This is a genomic window from Spirillospora sp. NPDC048911 (assembly GCF_043198015.1).
Classification (GTDB): domain Bacteria; phylum Actinomycetota; class Actinomycetes; order Streptosporangiales; family Streptosporangiaceae; genus Spirillospora.
This window is the reverse complement of the sequence record NZ_JBICUD010000002.1, coordinates 796925-812992: the sequence shown is the minus strand read 5'-3', so window position 1 is coordinate 812992 and position 16068 is coordinate 796925. Positions and strand designations below refer to the sequence as shown.

The window sequence follows — 16068 nt, the reverse complement described above, 5'->3', positions numbered from 1 at the left end:
TGGCGGCTCGGACCCAAACCCCAAAAGCGGCGAGCGCGACATCGCTTCGCGATCTCTCGTGAAGCCTCGCCTTCGGCTTGCTTCACGACCCGGTCGCGCGCTCGCGCGCAGATTCCTGTTACCGGTGGGTAATAAGCAAGGATCGTCGCATGGCTACGACACGTACCGCGAACGCGCACTGGGAAGGGCCGCTGATGGGCGGCCAGGGCAAGGTCTCCTTGGACTCCTCCAACGTCGGCGAGTTCGAGGTGAGCTGGCCCTCGCGCGCCGAGGAGGCCAACGGCAAGACGAGCCCCGAGGAGCTCATCGCCGCGGCGCACTCCACCTGCTACTCGATGGCGCTCTCGCACGGCCTCGCCGGAGCGGGCACGCCCCCCGAGAAGGTCGACACCAAGGCCGACGTCACCTTCCAGCCGGGAGAGGGCATCACCGGCATCCACCTGACGGTCCGCGCCAGCGTGCCGGGCCTGTCGGCGGCCGACTTCGAGAAGGCGGCACAGAACGCCAAGGAGAACTGCCCCGTCAGCAAGGCCCTCACCGGCACCAAGATCACCCTCGACGCGGCCCTGCTTTAGGCTTTCACGGCCTCGGGGGCTCGCCTGGCGGCTCACCCCCGAACCGCAAAAGCGGCGAACGCGACATCGCTTCGCGATCTCTCGTGAAGCCTCGCCTTCGGCCGGCTTCACGACCCGGTCGCGCGTTCGCGTGCGGGGCTGGGCGTTCCGCTCGGAGTCGTACTGAGAAGGCGGGGGCGCACCTGCGCTCCCGCCCCGGTCAGGTGCCTACGGGGACGACGGAATCACCTGTGATGGTGGTGGCGTGGAGGCGCCGGGGCCGGTCGCCGAAGTCGTTGACGACCCGGTGCTGGGTGGCGCGGTTGTCCCAGATGGCCACGTCGCCTTCCCGCCAGCGCCAGCGCACGGTGTTCTCCAGGCGGGTCACGTACTCCTGGAAGAGCCTGATCAGCGCCTCGGAGTCGGCCCGCTGGCTGAGCCCGACGACGGAGTGCGCGAAGCCGCCGAGCAGGAGGGCACGTTCGCCGGTCTCGGGGTGGACGCGCACGAGGGGATGTCTGGTCTCCAGGGCGCCGTGCGCGGCGGAGTGCAGGAACCACAGCCGGTCGGCCAGATCGCGCAGCTCTACAGGAAGGTCCTCGTAGGCGGTGACGGTGTTGGCCCACACGGTGTCGCCGCCGTGCGCGGGCACCTCCAGGGCCCGCTGGACCGACGCGAGCGGCGGGCGGTCGAGGAACGTCGCGTCGCTGTGCCAGGCGTCGAGCGACGGGATGACCGTGTCGGGGTCGATGAGCTCGCCGAGCCGCCGCGTGAAGGCGGCCTGGGAGCGGGCGTCCAGGTGGTGCTGGCCGCGGAAGAAGACGACCTTGTGCCGGAGGAGCGCGAGGCGGATCTCGTCGACGGTCTCCTCCGCGAGCTCGCCGGAGAGCTCGGCACCCGAGACGACCGCCCCGATACGGCCGCTCACCGGGCTGAGTGCGAGCACGCTGGTTGCCGTGAGCATGGCAACGAACGTAGGTGACCCGGAACCTTAAGTCAACTATTCAAGTAGGAAATACCTGTAGCTGTGGAGCTCAAGAAGACGCGGCCGGCTCGGTGAGGTTGGGGACTGCTCCTCCGTAGCGCCGGTCGCGGCTGGCGTAGAGCTCGCAGGCGTGCCACAGGTGCCGCCGGTCGAAGTCGGGCCACAGCGTGTCGAGGAAGACCATCTCCGCGTACGCCGACTGCCAGAGCAGGAAGTTGGAGATGCGCTGCTCGCCCGAGGATCGCAGAAAGAGATCGACGTCCGGGATGCCCGGCTCGTCGAGGTAGCGGGCGAAGACCTTCTCGGTGACCTTGTCGGGGTTGAGCTTGCCGGCCTTGACGTCCCGGGCGATGGCCGCGGCGGCGTCGGCGATCTCGGCGCGGCCGCCGTAGTTGACGCAGAACTGCAGGGTGAGGACGTCGTTGTCGCGCGTCATCTCCTCGGCGTCCTCGAGCTCCTTGATGACGCTGCGCCAGAGCTTCGGCCGCCGGCCCGCCCAGCGGACCCGCACGCCCATCGAGTGCAGCTGGTCGCGGCGCCGCCGGATCACGTCCCGGTTGAAGCCCATGAGGAACCGCACCTCGTCGGGCGAACGCTTCCAGTTCTCGGTGGAGAACGCGTACGCCGACAGGTTGGGGACGCCCAGCTCGATCGCGCCCATGATCACGTCGAAGAGGGAGTCCTCCCCCATCTTGTGGCCCTCGGTGCGCGGCAGCCCGCGCTCCTTGGCCCAGCGCCCGTTGCCGTCCATGACGATGGCGACGTGCCGGGGCACCAGATCGGCCGGGATCGCGGGCGGGCGGGCGCCGCCGGGGTGGGGATACGGCGGCTGGACGGCCCTTCTCAAGCTCTCTCCTTCGTTACCTCGTGAGACCGCTCCACATGCCGGAGCGACCGGATGCCGTGCTCGAGGTGCCACTGCAGGTAGGCCGCCACGAGGCCGCTGCACTCTACCCGGTGCCGCGGCTCGCTCCCGTCGGCGTACTCCCAGTCGCCGCGCAGCAGGGCCACCATCAGGCCGAACGTCGGCGGCGCGGGGGTCGCGGCCCCCGGCTGGCGGCACCGGGCGCACAGCGCGCCGCCCGCCGCGATCGCGAAGCCGCGCAGCTGCCCGCGGTCGCCGCAGCGGCTGCACTCGTCGAGCGCCGGGGCCCAGCCCGCCACCGACAACGACCGCAGCAGGAACGCGTCGAGCACCAGCCGGGGATCGTGGTCGCGCTCCACCAGCGTGCGCAGCGCGCCCACCAGCAGCAGGAACTGCCGCAGCGCGGGCTCCCGCTCCTCGGTGAGCTTGTCGGCGGTCTCCAGCATCGCCGTGCCGGCCGTGTAGCGGGGATAGTCGGTGACCAGCTGCTCGCCGTAGGGGCGCAGGGTCTCGGCCTGGGTGATCAGGTCGAGCGAGCGCCGCTCGTACAGCTGCAGGTCGACGTGGGTGAACGGCTCCAGCCGCGCCCCGAACCTCGACTTGGTCTTGCGGACGCCCTTGGCGGCGGCGCGGATGCGGCCGGTGCGCCGGGTCAGCACCGTCACGATGCGGTCGGCCTCGCCCAGCTTCTGGGTGCGCAGCACGATGCCTTCGTCACGGTAGAGCGTCACCGTGCCATTCTCCCGCACTCGGCGACACGGACCGCACATCACCGTCCGTGACCGCAACCGGTCGCACTGGAGCCGGGAAAGCTGTGGCTTGAATCACAGTCACCTGGCAGCGTTGTTCTATGAGATGCACCATCGTCCCCCCGCACATGCTGGAGCGGGTCGTCCATGACGCCGACGACCCCGCCCTCCGCGACATCGCGCGCCGCACCCTGGCGCTCAGCTCGGCGCTGCGCAGCGAACGCCGCACCATGCCGATCGAACAGCCCTCGCCCACCGAGGACTTCGTTCCCGATCGCACCATCGGGGACGCGCAGAACCTGGAGGTCCTGCCCGGCGAGACCGTGCGGGCCGAGGGGGCGCCCGCCACGGGCGACACGATCGTGGACCAGGCGTACGACTGGCTCGGCGTCACGTTCGACTTCTTCGAGGCCGTCTACCGGCGTAACTCGATCGACGCCGCGGGGCTGCCGATGATCTCCACGGTGCACTACGGTCGCGACTACGACAACGCCTTCTGGAACGGCGAGCAGATGGTCTACGGCGACGGCGACGGGGTGCTCTTCAACGCGTTCACCGCGCCGCTCGACGTCACCGGGCACGAGCTGTGCCACGGCGTCACGCAGTACACCGCCGGCCTGGAGTACTACGGCCAGTCCGGCGCCCTCAACGAGTCGGTCTCCGACGTGTTCGGGTCACTGATCAAGCAGTGGCATCTCGGGCACACCGCGGACCGGGCCGACTGGCTCATCGGAGAGGGACTGCTCGCCGCGGGCGTCAACGGCAAGGCGCTGCGGTCGATGAAGGAGCCCGGCACCGCCTACGACGACCCCCGGCTCGGCAAGGACCCCCAACCCGGCCACATGGACGACTACGTCGAGACCCATCGCGACAACGGCGGCGTCCACATCAACTCCGGGATCCCCAACCGCGCGTTCTACCTGGCGTCCGCCGCGATCGGCGGGAACGCCTGGGAGAAGGCCGGCCGCGTCTGGTACGACACGCTCACCGGCGGCGCCATCAAGACCGACGAGGACTTCACGGGCTTCGCCGCCGCGACGATCGCCACCGCGACGGGACTGTACGGGGCCGACGCGGCCGAGACCCGCGCGGTGAAAGAGGCGTGGGCGGGGGTAGGCGTCCAGGCGTGACGAACGACCCGAGGTGACAGCGTGAGGGTGAAAGTGGTCCGCAGCGGCGGCTTCGCGGGCATCGAGACGCGTGGCGAGTCCGACACCACGAGCGATCCGATGCTGCGCCGGCTGGTGGACCGGGTGGACCTGGGCTCCGTCCCGCCGCCCGGCCGCATCCCCGACCAGTTCCTGTACGACATCGACATCGACGGCGACAAGGCCACCGTCGGAGAGGCCCAGCTGCACGGGCCCCTCCGCGAGCTCGTCCACCACGTCCTCGGCCGCCCGTCGTGACCTGGCCACGAACAGAGCGGACCCTGCCGTGAGGTCGTCACGGCAGGGTCCGCACAATCGATCACACGCATGGTTCGCACACCAATGTGACCGGGCTTGAATTCCCTGGGGCCTCTTGGGGTCTCAGGAGGACCGCGAAACGCGGTTGACGGCGGAGAGCATGGCCTTGAGCGACGCGGTGACGATGTTGCCGTCGATGCCCACGCCCCAGACGGTCGTGCCGTTCACGTCGCACTCGACGTAGGCGGCGGCGCGGGCGTCGCCGCCGGCGCTCAGCGCGTGCTCGCTGTAGTCGAGGACGCGCACGTCGATCCCGACGCCGGCGAGGGCCTCCTCGAACGCCGAGACGGGGCCGTTGCCGACGCCCTGGATCTCGCGGATCTCGCCGTCGATCCGGATGTCGCAGTTGAGCACGTCCTTCTCGTCTACCCGCGACGTCGCGCGATGCGCGAGCAGTCCCACGCGGGGGCCGGCGACCAGGAACTCCTTCTCGAAGATCTCCCACATGAGGTCGGCCGAGACCTCGCCGCCCTCGTCGTCGGTGTGCTGCTGCACCACGCGCGAGAACTCGATCTGCAGCCGGCGCGGGAGCTCCAGCGCGTGCTCGGTCTTCATGATGTACGCCACGCCGCCCTTGCCGGACTGGCTGTTGACGCGGATCACGGCCTCGTACGAGCGGCCGACGTCCTTGGGGTCGATGGGCAGGTACGGCACCTGCCAGGTGAAGTCGTCGACCGGCACGCCCGCCTCGGCGGCGTCGCGCTCGAGGTGGTCGAAGCCCTTGTTGATCGCGTCCTGGTGCGAGCCCGAGAAGGCCGTGTAGACCAGGTCGCCGCCGTAGGGGTGCCGCTCGTGGACCGGCAGCTGGTTGCAGTACTCGACCGTCCGCCGGATCTCGTCGATGCCGGAGAAGTCGATCTTCGGGTCGACGCCCTGGGTGAAGAGGTTCAGCCCGAGCGTGACCAGGCACACGTTGCCGGTGCGCTCGCCGTTGCCGAACAGGCATCCCTCGATGCGGTCGGCCCCGGCCATGTAGCCGAGCTCGGCCGCCGCGACGGCCGTCCCGCGGTCGTTGTGCGGGTGCAGGGAGAGGATGACCGAGTCACGGTGGGCCAGGTTGCGGTTCATCCACTCGATCTGGTCGGCGTAGACGTTGGGCGTGGCCATCTCGACCGTCGCCGGCAGGTTGACGATCGTCTTCCACTCCGGGGTCGGCTGCCACACGTCGTTGACGGCGTTGCAGACCTCGACCGCGTACTCCAGCTCCGTCCCGGTGAAGGACTCCGGCGAGTACTCGAAGAAGATCTGGGTGTCGCCCATGTCGTCGGCGAGCTTCTTGCACAGCTTGGCGCCCTCGACCGCGATCGCGGTGATGCCGTCCTTGTCCTGCCCGAACACCACCCGGCGCTGCAGCGTGCTGGTGGAGTTGTAGAGGTGGACGATGGCCTGCTTGGCGCCCCGCACCGCCTCGAAGGTCCGCTCGATCAGCTCCGGCCGCGCCTGGGTCAGTACCTGGATCACCACGTCGTCGGGGATCCGGCCCTCTTCGATGATCTGCCGGACGAAGTCGAAGTCGGTCTGGCTGGCCGCCGGGAAGCCGACCTCGATCTCCTTGTAGCCCATGCGTACCAGGAGGTCGAACATCTGCAGCTTGCGGTGCGCGTCCATGGGGTCGATCAGCGCCTGGTTGCCGTCCCGCAGGTCGACCGCGCACCAGCGCGGCGCCTCGGTGATCACCTTGTCCGGCCAGGTCCGGTCCGTGAGCTTGATCGCCTCGAACGGCCGGTAACGCTCGAACGGCATACCGGAAGGCTGCTGTCGCGGATACATGTGTGGGTTCCCTCTGCTCGGATCCTGCGGCCGACGTCCACGTCAAAGTCCCGCAGCGAGGGAGCCGACCTGTTACAGGCCCCCGCTGCGGCCGCTAAGGAGGAGCAGCTCACGCGACACGCTGGCAAAACTAACAGATTCCATCCGCGTTACGGAAACACCGTCCGCCATTTGAGACGCTGCCACAATCCCCCCGTACGCCCCAGAACGCCACGAACACCCCTGCCCATTCCCGGCGAGGACGTTCATCGTGCCTGGTCAGACGGCCATATGAGGCTCGTTGCCGAAAGTCAGCGGACGAGCACGGAGAGACAGGTGACGCAGCCCTCCAGGGCCTCGAACTCGCCGATGTCGACCACGGTCACGCGCAGGCCGTCGGCGGCGAGCCGTTCGGCGGTACGCGGCGCGGCGGCCGACAGCAGGACGTGGTCGGGGCCCAGCACGACCACGTGCGCCCCGGCCGGCTCCGGGGCGACCCGCAAGCCTGGGAGGACGGAGGTGTCCAGGTGGTCGGGCATCCCGATCAGGGTGCCGTCGGGCAGCGCGGTCATCGCCGACTTCAGGTGCAGGCAGCCGCGGACGTCGACCGGCACCACCCGCCGGCCGCCCAGGAGGTGGGCGAGCTGGCAGATGCCCTCCTCGTTCGTCCGGGCGCTGCGGCCCGCGTAGACGGTGTCGCCCGCCTGCAGCACGTCACCGCCGTCGAGGGTGCCGGGCTCCTTGACGCGCTCGATCCGCAGGCCGAGCTCGACGGCCACCTGCTCGGCCGCCGCCGCCTCGCCCCGGCGTTCCGGGGCGCCCGACCGGCCCACGACCGCGAGATCGCCGCTCACGACGACGGCGTCCTCGACGAACACCGCGTCGGGATGGTCGTCGTCCGGCGCGACCGCGCGAATGTGCCAGCCCGCCGCCCGCAGGGCCGCGACGTACGCCGCGTGCTGCCGCGCGGCCAGTTCGACGTCCACCGGACGCCGCTCCAGATGCGTGACGATCCCCTCGGCCAGCCGCGGGCCGGGCGGGCGCACCAGCGCGATGCCCGCCTGCGGGACGGGGTTCGGCCGGGCGAACGGCCCCGGCGGCGTGATCACCGGGCCGCGCCCTCGGTCGTCACGATGACCCCGAGGGCGTGCGCGCGGGACATGCCGAGCAGCTGCGCGACGCGGTGCAGGGTCCGGCGCTCGTTCTCGGTGAGCGGCCCGCCGGCCAGCCCGACCCGGACGGCCTGCGACAGGAACCACTCCTTGGCCTCGACCGCGAGCTGGGCGCCCGCCCGCGCGACCTCCTCCTCCAGGAACTCCACCCGGAGCTGAAGATCCGCCGCCACGTCGTCCTCGTCGTAGCGCTCCTCGCCGTACCCCCGCACGGCCTCGACGGCGAGGTCGCGCGCGGCCTCGTCGGCCGGGTCACCGGCCCGCAGCACCAGCGTGGCGGCGGCGCGCATGCCGGCGGGCAGCGCGGCGGCCATCTGCAGGGCGGTGGGGGTGCGCAGGACCGACACGCCGAACCGGGTACGGCAGGTACGGCACTCGACGGCCTCGCCGACGCGGTTGAGCGGGATCACCGGCACGAAGAACAGCGTGAACCACCGTCGCCCGGCCCGCCGCCGGTAGTTCCGGTCACCGCCGCACTGCGGACAGTGGAACGAACCCTCGCTAACCGTGCGGAAGAACACCGACAGGCCGAAAATTAGCAACACCGGGGCTCCCCTCCCAATACGGACTCCCTCCAACGTACCGATCCCGGAGCCGTGACGCGGCCGACCCGCCGACTTCACCGCGCCGCCCGGGATCGGCGCCGCCGCGACCTTTACTCTGGGTCCATGAGTGGTGACCAGGGCCCGGACGCGCGCGCCGGGCGGTCGCGCCCGGACTTCCTGCCACCGGCCGACGACCGTCCGCCGGCGGTTCAGCCCGCCACGGAGCAGGCCCCCGAAACGCCGCCCGCCACGGCCGCCGCTCCCGGCCCCGTCTCAAGCTCAGGCCCCGTTTCCAGCCCCGATTCCGGCTCCGATCCGGCGGGCACGTGGTGGAACATCATGGTGATCTGTGCCGCGTCGGCCCTGCTGGTCGCGGCGTTCCTGCCCTGGGTGCGGGCGCGGGTCGTCGTCGACGCCTTCGGCCAGACCCTCACCCACGACCTCGGCGAGGCGGCGGGCATCGAGGCCGACGGCATGGTGCTGGCCGTCCCGGTGCTCGCCCTCACCGCCGTCGGCATGGCGGTCTGGGGCATCGCCGCCCGCGACACCCGCATCTCGTTCCTCACCGCCGTCCCTGGCGGGCTGGCCCTGCTGGTGTGCACGCTCTTCCTGCTCCGCCTGGACGACGCCAGCGAGGGCCTGGGCGGGGAATCGACGCTGCTGCCGTACGACGTCACCCCGGCCTATGGCTGGTACGTGTCGGCGGCAATGTCTCTGCTCGTGCTGGGCTTCAGCCTGGTGCGGCCCTTGGTCGACCGCGGCCGGAGGGACGGCGGCCAGGTGCGGCGACAGCCGCACCCACCACAGCAGCCGGACGCGGCGCAGCAGCAGTACGTGAACCAGCAGTACGCAAGCCAGGGCCAGCAGTACGCGGCTCCGACCTATGACACTTCGGCCTACGACGCTCGCTCGTACGACGCTTGGGCCTACGCCGAGCCGTACGAGACGTACGAGACGCAGCCATCGGAGAGCGGATCGCAGGCCGACGGCACGCCCGCCCGGAAGCCCGAGATCGACCCCGGCCCGCCGCCCTCCTGATCAGTCGTAGAAACCCAGCCTGCGCAGGTGCTTGGGGTCGCGCTGCCACTCCTTGAGGACGCTCACCCGCAGGTCGAGGTAGACCTTGGTGCCGAGCAGCGCCTCGATCTGCTTGCGCGCATGGGAACCGACCTCGCGGAGGCGGCTGCCCTTGTGGCCGATGATGATGCCCTTCTGGCTGGACCGCTCGACATAGAGGTGCGCGTACACGTCCATGAAGTCGTCGCGGCCCTCGCGCGGCGCCATCTCGTCCACCACCACGGCGATCGAGTGCGGCAGCTCGTCGCGGACGCCCTCCAGCGCGGCCTCCCGGATCAGCTCGGCGACCAGGACCTGCTCGGGCTCGTCGGTGAGGTCGCCCTCGGGATAGAGCGGCATGCCCTCGGGCAGGCGCTGGATCAGCAGGTCGCCGACCAGGTCGACCTGGAAGCCGTTCTCGGCCGAGCACGGGACGATGTCGGCGAAGTCGCCGAGCCGCCCGACCGCCATGAGCTGCTGGGCCACCTGCTCGGGCGAGGCGAGGTCGGTCTTGGTGACGATCGCCACGATGGGCGTCTTCTTGATCCCGGCCAGTTCGCGGGCGATGTACTTGTCGCCGGGACCGATCTTCTCGTCCGCCGGCACGCAGAACCCGATCGCGTCGACCTCGGTCAGGGTCGACCGCACCAGGCTGTCGAGCCGTTCGCCGAGCAGGGTGCGGGGCTTGTGCAGGCCCGGCGTGTCGACGACGATCAGCTGCGCGTCCGGGCGGTGCACGATGCCGCGGATCGCCCGGCGGGTGGTCTGCGGCCGGTTGCTGGTGATCGCCACCTTGGTGCCGACGAGCGCGTTCATGAGGGTCGACTTGCCCACGTTGGGCCGCCCGATGAAGCAGGCGAACCCGGACCGGAAAGCTTCGTTCGTCGTCACACCGTCACTCGTCACACCGTCAATTGTCGCAGCAGAACACGGCGGCTCCGTTGATCGGGTCGTGGCCTCCGCGAGCTAGGCGGCGTGGTGGCCCAGGGACGCCAGCGCCGTACGGGCGGCCTCCGCCCAGTGCCGCGCGCCGACCCGTTCGGCGACGCGCGCGGCGCGCCGGTAGTGGCCCGCCGCCGGTCCGGGGCGGCCGAGGAAGACCGCCAGGTCGCCGAGAACGTGCGCGACCGGCCCGACGCTCGCGACGGCGCAGGCGCCGCCGCTCACGTGCCCCTCGTACGGCAGCAGCGCGCCGTAGGCCTCGACGGCGGCCTCATGGTCGTCCAGGGCGATGGCCCTCAGCCCGCGGATCGTCATCACCAGGTCGAAGAAGTAGTCCGGCCGCACGGGCCCGGCCTCCGCCGCGACCCGGCGCGCCTCGGCCGGACGCCCCGCGCCGGCCAGCGCCATCGCGTAGAGATCGACGGCGGCCCCGACGTGCGACCACTGCCGCCATACCCATCGCGCCTCGTCGACCAGCTCACCGGCCCTGCCCTGCGAGAGCCGGACGCAGAAGATCCCGAGCAGCTCCATGCCGCGTTCGCTGCTCCAGATGCCGGTCCGCGCGATGGCCTCGCTCACCTCGACGTACGCGCGTTCGGCCGCCTCGGTCCGGGCGGCGAAGACATGCTCGATCGCGGTGTACCAGCTCGCGATCAGGCCCAGCAGCGGCAGTCCGTACTGGTCGGACAGCCGCCGGCCCGCCGCCAGATGCTCGCGCGCCGTCTCCAGGTCGAGCGAGGCGATCGAGACCGCCTGCAGCTGCAGCCGCCCCAGGACCTGGTAGATGCCGAGATCGTGGGTGGTCGCCAGCTCCAGGATCTCGGTGGCGACGCGGCGGCGCTCGGCCAGCTGGTCCGCGGTCCGGTAGGCGTTGAGATAGCGGCCGTTGAGGGCGACCGCCAGCAGCTCGGGCCGGCCGAGGCGCCGGGCCCGCCGGACGGCCTCCACGGAGGCCTCGGTGCCGCGCCCGTCCAGATCGCCCTCCAGCTCGATCGCCAGCGAGGTGAGCAGCCGCACGCGCAGTTCCTCGTCATCGTCACCGAGGCCGGCCAGGGCCTCCTCGGTGGCGTCGACGGCGTCCTGGTCGACCGTGCCGTACATGTGGCTGGTCCAGAACGTGGGCACGTCGTGGCTCACGATGATGCGGCCCAGCAGCCGGACGTCGCCGAAGGCCCGGGCCTCGGCCATCGCGCGCAGCCGGCGGTCCCGCGCGGCGACGACCAGCCCGGCCAGGGCGGACGCGCGGATCGCGGCCGCCTCGACCTCCAGAAGTTCGCGGACGGAGGCCGGGCCCCGCGCACGGAGCTGGTCGGCCGCCCGCACCAGCAGGTCGGCGGCGGTCGCGTGGGCGAACCTGGCCTCGGCCGCCTCGGCCGCCAGCCGGGCGTAGCGGACGGCTCTGGCGGGCTGGTCTCCGGCGGCGAGGAAGTGGTGGGCCAGCGCGGCGATCTCGCCCGGGCACCGCCGTTCCAGCGCGTCCGCCACCCGGCCGTGCAGCCGGGTGCGGCGGATCCGCGACAGGCCCTCGTAGAGCGTGTCGCGGACGAGGGCGTGCCCGAACCGGATCCGGCCGGCCACCGGTTCGACGATCAGTCCGCTGGCCAGCCCGGCCTCGACCGCCTCGATCACCGCGTCCTCGTCGCCGCCCGAGATGGCGGTCAGGACGGCGAGATCGACGTCCCGGCCGACGACCGCCGCGTTCCGCAGGATCGACTGGGCGCCTTCGGGCAGCCGGGCGACGCGACGGCGCAGCACGTCGCCCACGCCCGCGGGGACACCGCGGGTGGCGGCCGAAGGCCCCTCGGCCTCCAGCAGCCGGGCGATCTCGCGGGTGAAGAACGGGTTGCCGCCGGTGCGTTCGGCGATCCCGGCGACGTCCGCCTCGGCCACCTCGGTGGCGCACACGGCCCGGACGAGCCTGGCCACCTCGGCGGCGGCGAGCCCGGCCAGCTCGACGCGGAACGGCTCCTGCCGCGCCAGCGTGGCCAGGGCCGCGGCCAGCCGATCGGAGATCTCCGTCTGCCGGAACGTCCCGATCACGAACACGGGCCGGCCGCGCAGCCGCGCCGTGAGCCTGGTGAGGAGCGCCAGGGTCTCGTCGTCGGCCCAGTGCAGGTCATCCAGGACGAGCAGCAACGGCGCCTTCTCCGACAGCGCGCACAGGTAGTCGCCCACCGCCAGGTGGAGCCGGAAGCGGCCGGTGGTGGCGTCCGGCTCGCCGGGGCCCGGCACCGCGTCGCCGAGCAGCGGCCCGAGCGTCCGCGCGAGCTCGCCCTCCGGCGGGTCGGCCGCGGCCAGCTCGCGGAGCAGCTCGGCCCAGGGCCAGGCGGCCGGGGCGCCGCCGGTCTCGGGCGCCCCGCCCCAGGCGCAGGTCCAGCCCTCGCCGCGCAGCCTGTCGCTGAGCCGTTCGATGAGGGAGGTCTTGCCCATGCCCGCGTCGCCGCTGATCAGCGCGACCGAGCACCGACCCGCCGCGGCGGCGCGGGCGGCGGTGGTGAGCCGCGCCAGCTCGTCCTCCCGTCCGACGAAGAGCGGGCCCGCCGGCGCCTCGTCCTCCGCCGGCACGGGCACGAGGCGCAACGCGGGCCCCGACGTCCCCGGAGAAGTCCGAGTCGCCGAAACCGCCCCAGAGGAAGTCGCCGCTTCCCGAGTCGCCGCTGACGGGGTCGCCGCTGACGGGGTCGCCGCTGACGGAGTCGCCGCTGACGGAGTCGCCGCTGACGGAGTCGCCGCTGACGGAGTCGCCGCTTGTGAGGGCGCCGCTTGTGAGGGCGCCGCTTGTGAGGGCGCCGCTTGTGAGGGCGCCGCTTGTGAGGGCGCCGCTTGTGAGGGCGCCGCTGATGGCGTCGGCGCCTGGGGAGTGGGCGCTTGTCGTGTGGGCGCCGGGGGGATCGGCGCCGGTTGCGGGTCGAGCTCTGGGGCCTGGGCGAGGATGTCGGCCTCGAGGCGTCTCAACGCCGGACCGGGATCGACGCCCAGCTCGTCGGCAAGGATCGTGCGGGCGCGGCGCAGGGCTCCGAGGGCGTCGCCTTGGCGTCCCGCGCGGTAGAGGGCCAGGGCCAGCAGCCGCCAGGCCTCCTCGCGAAGCGGGTTGGCGGCCGCGTGCGCCTCCAGGTCGGGCACCGCCTCGATGGCGGCCGCGAGCCGCAACATCGCCTCGGCGCGGCGTTCGACGGCCTGGCGGTGGCGTTCCTCCAGCCGCCCGGCCTCGGTGGCGGCCCAGGGCAGCTCGGCGAACTCGGCGTACGCGGGTCCGCGCCACTCCCCCAGCGCCGCCTCGGCCCGCAGCCGTGCCGCCGCCGGATCGGCGGCGGCCAGGAGCTCGCCCGCCTCGTCCACCAGCGTGTCGAAGCGCCAGGCGTCCACGTTCGCGGCGGGCAGCCGCAGCGCGTACCCGGGCGGCGAGGTGACCAGCACCCCGGCGGGAGTGCGCGGCGGCCGGTCGGGTTCGAGGGCGCGCCGCAGGTGGGAGACGAACGACTGGAGGCCGGCGGACGCGCGGGGCGGCGCCTCGCCGGGCCAGAGTTCGTCGATCAGGCGGTCGGCCGGGACCATCTGGCCGTGCGCGGCCGCCAGCCGGGCGAGCACGGCACGCTGGCGGGGTCCGCCGAGATCGGCGAGCGTCCCGTTGACGGACGCCTCGAACGGGCCGAGCACCCGGATCGCCGCCCCCGTCACGCCTTCCGCCATGAAAAGCAGCCTAAACCGCCCCTGGCGGAGGGCCAGGGGCGGTCCGGGTCCAGCGTGCGCGGGGCGGCCACGCGACCGTCAGACCTGCACGGTCTCCCGCGACCGGCCGGCCGTGGCGGCGGGCTCGGCGCCACCGTGCATGTCGATCTTCGGGATGATCCGGTCGAGCGGCCGGGGCAGCCACCAGTTGGCGCGGCCCAGCAGGGCCATCGTGGCGGGCACGAGGACGAGGCGCACGAGCGTCGCGTCCAGGGCGACCGCCACCGCGAGCCCCACCCCCATCTGCTTGATGACCAGGCCGGGATCGAGCGCGAAGCCGAGGAACACCGCGACCATGATCAGCGCCGCGCTGGAGATCACCCGGCCGGTCGCGGCCAGGCCGGTGGCGACCGACCCGCGGGCGTCGCCGGTGCGCAGCCACTCCTCCCGCACGCGGGACAGCAGGAACACCTCGTAGTCCATCGAGACGCCGAACAGCACCGCGAACATCAGCAGCAGGATGAAGCTGGACACCGGCACGCTGTGCGGCAGCCCGAGGAGTTCGGCGCCCCAGCCCCACTGGAAGACCGCCACCAGCACGCCGTACGCGGCGCCGATCGACAGCAGGTTCATCGCGGCGGCCTTGAGCGGGGCCAGCAGCGATCTGAAGACGATCATCAGCATGAGGAAGGAGGTGGCCACGACCACGCCGATGACCGGCCAAAGCCGTTCGGACAGGACCCGGCTGAGATCGACGTAGACGGCCGTGTAGCCGGTGACCTCCGCGCCGTCCGGCAGCGTGTCCGCCCTGATCCGGTCGACGAGCCCGGTGACGCGCTCGTCCTGCGGCCCGTACTCCGGCGTCACCGCGACCACGGCGGCGCTCCTGTCCGGCGCGAACTGCGGCGGCGCTACGGCCACGACGCCCTTGGTCCTCGCCAGCTTGTCGCTCAGCGCGGGCAACGTGCCCTGGTCGACCTTCTTGAGGTCGGCGGTCACGAGCAGCGGCGCGTTCACCCCGGGCCCGTACGACTCGGCGATCAGGTCGTACGCCCGCCGCACGGTGTTGGACGTGGGCTCGCTGCTGGCGTCGCTGGGCCAGGTGCGCATGCCGAGAGCCGGGGCCGCCAGCGTCAGCATCAGGACGAGCGCGGCCAGGAGCCACGCCCACGGCCGGCGCGCCACATGGTCGGCCCACCGCCGGACGCGGGGCGACTCGATCTTCAACTGCGCGCCCTCCGCGCGGTCCCGCTTGCGCAGCACCCTGCGTCCCGCCAGGCCGAGGACGGCGGGCAGCAGCGTCACGGCGCTCGCCACGGTCGCCGCCACCACGATCCCGGTGGCGAAGCCCATCGTGATGAACACCGGGATCCGCGACAGCACCAGCCCGCACAGCGCGAGCAGCACCGTGAACCCCGCGAAGATCACCGACTGGCCCGCCGTCGCGGTGGCCCGGCCGACCGACTCCGGCACGTCGAGTCCCTGCGCCAGACCCTCGCGGTGCCGCGTCAGGATGAACAGCGCGTAGTCGATCCCGACGCCCAGCCCGACCATGACCGCCAGGGTCGGCGCGGTGTTGGCCACGTCCGTGAACGCGGCCAGGATCGTGATCCCGGACACCCCCACGCCGAGCCCGGCCAGCGCCACCACCAGCGGCAGGCCCGCCGCCACGACGGAACCGAACGCCAGGAGCAGGATCACCAGCGCCGCCACGATCCCGACCGCCTCGGCCACCCCGCCGGGAGCCGTCACGTTCTCGGGGACCTGCCCGCCGAACTCCACCTGGTGCCCCGTCGACGCCAGCCCCTCGGTGGCGTCCTCAAGGTCCCCGAGGGTCTCCTTCGGCGTCAGGTCGGTGACGGGCACGTCGTACCGCACCGTCAGCAGCACGGTCGCGCCGTCCTTGCTGGGCGGCGCGGTCTCCACGGCGGTCACGTGCGGGAGCCGCTTCAGCCGCTCGGCCGCCGCCGCGACGCCGGATTCGGCGAGCTTGCCCGACTCGGCGCGTACGACGACCCGGGCGTCGGCCCCCGCCACGGCCGGGAACCGTTCCTTCAAAAGATCCGTGGCCTGCTGCGACCCCGTCCCGGAAAGCGTGTAGTCGTCGTGCAGGGCGCCGCCCGCGACGCCGGAGACCCCGGCCACCGCGCCCACGAGCAGGACCCACACCAGCACGAACCGCCAGGGCCGCAGCGCCGCGGCCCTCCCCAGGCGGTAAAGCGAACGAGACATCGTTTCCCTCGCAAGAGCGTCTTCCGTTGAGGTGACGAGCCTCGCCCGCCGCTCTTGCCGCCCACTTGGCGGCGACTTGCGACG

General features: G+C 72.3%; 13 protein-coding genes. 4 read left to right on the top strand and 9 right to left on the bottom strand.

Features of this window, described 5'->3' with window-relative positions; translation table 11 throughout:
* Positions 1–149 precede the first annotated feature (149 nt).
* Complete coding sequence (locus ACGFNU_RS10985; protein WP_392592309.1) at positions 150–575, top strand: OsmC family protein; 426 nt, start codon at positions 150–152, stop codon at positions 573–575.
* Between the two features lie 199 nt (positions 576–774).
* Here the strand turns inward: ACGFNU_RS10985 and ACGFNU_RS10980 are convergent, their stop codons facing one another.
* From ACGFNU_RS10980 to recO, 3 genes are all read right to left on the bottom strand, one after another.
* Positions 775–1518 carry a TauD/TfdA dioxygenase family protein gene (locus ACGFNU_RS10980; protein ID WP_392592307.1) on the bottom strand — a complete coding sequence of 248 codons (744 nt, stop codon included), beginning with the start codon at positions 1516–1518 and terminating at the stop codon, positions 775–777.
* 70 nt (positions 1519–1588) lie between these two features.
* Positions 1589–2386, bottom strand: coding sequence for an isoprenyl transferase (locus ACGFNU_RS10975; RefSeq protein WP_392592305.1), 798 nt, complete (start codon positions 2384–2386; stop codon positions 1589–1591).
* Positions 2383–3135 (bottom strand): DNA repair protein RecO, encoded by a 753-nt coding sequence (recO, locus tag ACGFNU_RS10970; protein WP_392592303.1) that lies wholly within the window; start codon positions 3133–3135, stop codon positions 2383–2385. The genes ACGFNU_RS10975 and recO overlap by 4 nt, the downstream gene beginning before the upstream one ends.
* A gap of 119 nt (positions 3136–3254) precedes the next feature.
* Between recO and ACGFNU_RS10965 the strand changes: the two genes are divergently transcribed.
* Positions 3255–4283, top strand: coding sequence for a M4 family metallopeptidase (locus tag ACGFNU_RS10965; RefSeq protein WP_392592301.1), 1029 nt, complete (start codon positions 3255–3257; stop codon positions 4281–4283).
* 21 nt (positions 4284–4304) lie between these two features.
* Positions 4305–4559 (top strand): protealysin inhibitor emfourin, encoded by a 255-nt coding sequence (locus ACGFNU_RS10960; protein WP_392592299.1) that lies wholly within the window; start codon positions 4305–4307, stop codon positions 4557–4559.
* 123 nt (positions 4560–4682) lie between these two features.
* On the opposite strand, the gene leuA is transcribed toward ACGFNU_RS10960, so the two are convergent.
* From leuA to ACGFNU_RS10945, 3 genes are all read right to left on the bottom strand, one after another.
* Positions 4683–6389 (bottom strand): 2-isopropylmalate synthase, encoded by a 1707-nt coding sequence (gene leuA, locus ACGFNU_RS10955; RefSeq protein ID WP_392592297.1) that lies wholly within the window; start codon positions 6387–6389, stop codon positions 4683–4685.
* Between the two features lie 290 nt (positions 6390–6679).
* Complete coding sequence (gene ddaH / locus ACGFNU_RS10950; RefSeq protein WP_392592295.1) at positions 6680–7477, bottom strand: dimethylargininase; 798 nt, start codon at positions 7475–7477, stop codon at positions 6680–6682.
* Entirely contained in the window at positions 7474–8085 is a 612-nt protein-coding gene (locus ACGFNU_RS10945) for a zinc-ribbon domain-containing protein (RefSeq protein ID WP_392592293.1), read from the bottom strand. Before ACGFNU_RS10945 ends, ddaH begins: the two co-directional genes overlap by 4 nt.
* Positions 8086–8208: 123 nt before the next feature.
* Between ACGFNU_RS10945 and ACGFNU_RS10940 the strand changes: the two genes are divergently transcribed.
* Positions 8209–9123, top strand: a complete 915-nt coding sequence (locus ACGFNU_RS10940; RefSeq protein WP_392592291.1) for a hypothetical protein — start codon at positions 8209–8211, stop codon at positions 9121–9123.
* On the opposite strand, the gene era is transcribed toward ACGFNU_RS10940, so the two are convergent.
* From era to ACGFNU_RS10925, 3 genes are all read right to left on the bottom strand, one after another.
* Entirely contained in the window at positions 9124–10032 is a 909-nt protein-coding gene (gene era / locus ACGFNU_RS10935) for a GTPase Era (RefSeq protein WP_392592289.1), read from the bottom strand.
* Positions 10033–10107: 75 nt separating this feature from the next.
* Entirely contained in the window at positions 10108–13773 is a 3666-nt protein-coding gene (locus ACGFNU_RS10930; protein WP_392592287.1) for a BTAD domain-containing putative transcriptional regulator, read from the bottom strand.
* A gap of 78 nt (positions 13774–13851) precedes the next feature.
* On the bottom strand, positions 13852–15984 hold the full coding sequence (locus ACGFNU_RS10925; protein WP_392592286.1) for an MMPL family transporter: 2133 nt from the start codon (positions 15982–15984) through the stop codon (positions 13852–13854).
* Between the last annotated feature and the right edge of the window lie 84 nt (positions 15985–16068).